Annotated in this window: 1 protein-coding gene; it reads right to left on the minus strand. The window is 68.8% G+C overall.

All coding sequences use genetic code 11. The annotated features are described in order from the left end of the window. Positions 1-102 precede the first annotated feature (102 nt). Positions 103-1,728 carry a glycosyltransferase family 39 protein gene (locus C722_RS0111610; RefSeq protein WP_017640653.1) on the minus strand — a complete coding sequence of 542 codons (1,626 nt, stop codon included), beginning with the start codon at positions 1,726-1,728 and terminating at the stop codon, positions 103-105. Positions 1,729-1,949 lie beyond the last annotated feature (221 nt).

The following is a 1,949-nucleotide window of genomic DNA, read 5'->3' on the forward strand; positions in this document are numbered from 1 at the left end:
GGCCCCGTGTGTTGGGCTTCGACGATGGAGCCGTCTCAGCCCAACCTACGTGGGAGCTGAAGCTACCGTAGGTTGGGTTGAGCGTCAGCGAAGCCCAACGCCTCAAGGCACCTGGGGCGACACCATGAAGGCACGGAAGCGCTCCTTGAGATTGCCGGGCCGTGCGCCCTGCCAGAGCAACTGCCAGCCTGGCGGTACCGCTACGGCTTCGTGCCACTCGTCCTGCACCACCAGCACCCGGCACGGCACCTGGTGCAGACCGCTCAGCTCCTGCGGGGGATAGCCACTGTAGACGTGCAGCATGGAACGCTCCGACTCGCCCAGACCGTAGCTGGCCACGCAATCCGTAGCGGGGAGCACCCGCTGCAGTGCGGTGAAGGGCCGTGCATAGCTGTTGCCCAGGTCGACCCAGGGTAGCCAGAGGCTGTTGGCCAGACTCCAGCTCACGGTGAGGCCGACGAACCAGAGACTGCTGGGTGCCAGGCGTCTGTGCAGCCCTAGCGCCAGTCCCCAGCCGAGCAGCGCCAGCGCGGCGAGGATCCAGGCCAGCAGGCCTACCGGCAGCCGTTCAGTGAGCGGCAGATGGTCCCGGACCAGCGCTGGCCAGGGCAGCGGCCAGCCCAGCGCCAGGCCGAAACCGCCCAGGGCCAGCAAGGCGATGATCGGCGTCCAGAAGGCCAGCCCGAGGGTGCGCCCAAGGGCGGCGAGTACGGGCGGAGGCTGCAGGCGCGCGGCAAGCAGCGCCAGGGCCGGAAACAGCGGCAGCAGATAGAGGCTGCGGAACACCGCCGACTTGAGCAGCACCGCCAGGCAGACGATGGCATAGAGCACCACCGTAGCCAGTCCTGGATGCCGACCCAGGCGCTTCAGCGGGCTGCCGCCACTGCGATACAGCTGCCAGAGCGTGGCGCCGAGCAGGATCAACCCGGTAGGAAAGGACAGCGCCAGCAGATCCGCCAGGCTGGAAGCCAGGCCATCGGTATCGCTGTTGCGCACCTCCAGGCCGAAGAAGCGGCCGATGTTGTTGATCCACAGCCAGGTATGGAACAGCTCCGGCGCCCGGTGCCAGAGCAGCGCCGGCCAGACCAGCAGCCAGGGCAGGGCGGCCAGGCTGGCGGCGAGCAGCCAGCGACGCCCTTCCGGCTCGACCAGCCGCCGCGGCCAGCAGAGCGCGCAGAGCAGTCCGGTGAGGCCCAGCACCCCGGGCACCAGCAGGCCCTTGCTCATGAAGGCGATACCCAGGCCGCTGCCGAACAGCAGGCCCTGGCGCCAGGGGTGGCGGTTGTCGTGCAGGTGCGCGGCCAGCCCGGCGAGGCCCAGGGTGGCGCCGGCCAGCTGAGGCACGTCGGCGATCAGCAGATGACTGTGCTGCACCACCCCGAGCATGCCCAGCAGGGCGAGCACCGCCTCGCGCTGGCGGCCGGGCAGCAGTCGTCCGGTCAGCCAGGCAAGAGCGGCCAGGGTCACCAGCATCCAGCCCAGTACCGCCAGCCGTGCACCGTCGGGCGCGCTCAACCAGGGCGCGGACAACCGCGCGGCCAGGGCGCCGGTCCAGTACATCAGCGGCGGCTTTTCCATGAAGGGCGCGGTACCGACGCGAGGAGTCAGCCAGTCCGGGGTGGTGAGAAAATTCCACACCATGCCGAAGGAATAGGGCTCGTCGGCCTTCCACAGTCCACGGCCGAACAGTCCGGCGAGCAGGTAGGCGGCCAGGCAGCCGAGCAGCAAGGCCCGCTCCAGCTGTGCGGCTCTTGGGGAGGCAGGGGAAGAAGAGGGGAGCACGGCAGAGACTCTTGGCGGAATCCTGCCGGTATACGGGAGTTGGCTTAGAGGGGGCTTAAGAGGTTGCCCGAGGCAACGTGCATGGGTACGGCGGGGCTGACTGATTCTCCGCCGATATTGCTGTTCCTACGGAAAACGGAGCACTGCCAATCGCGGCCATGGGCCGC

Origin of the sequence: Pseudomonas sp. 313 (assembly GCF_000316965.1) — a bacterium.
GTDB lineage: Bacteria > Pseudomonadota > Gammaproteobacteria > Pseudomonadales > Pseudomonadaceae > Chryseomonas > Chryseomonas benzopyrenica.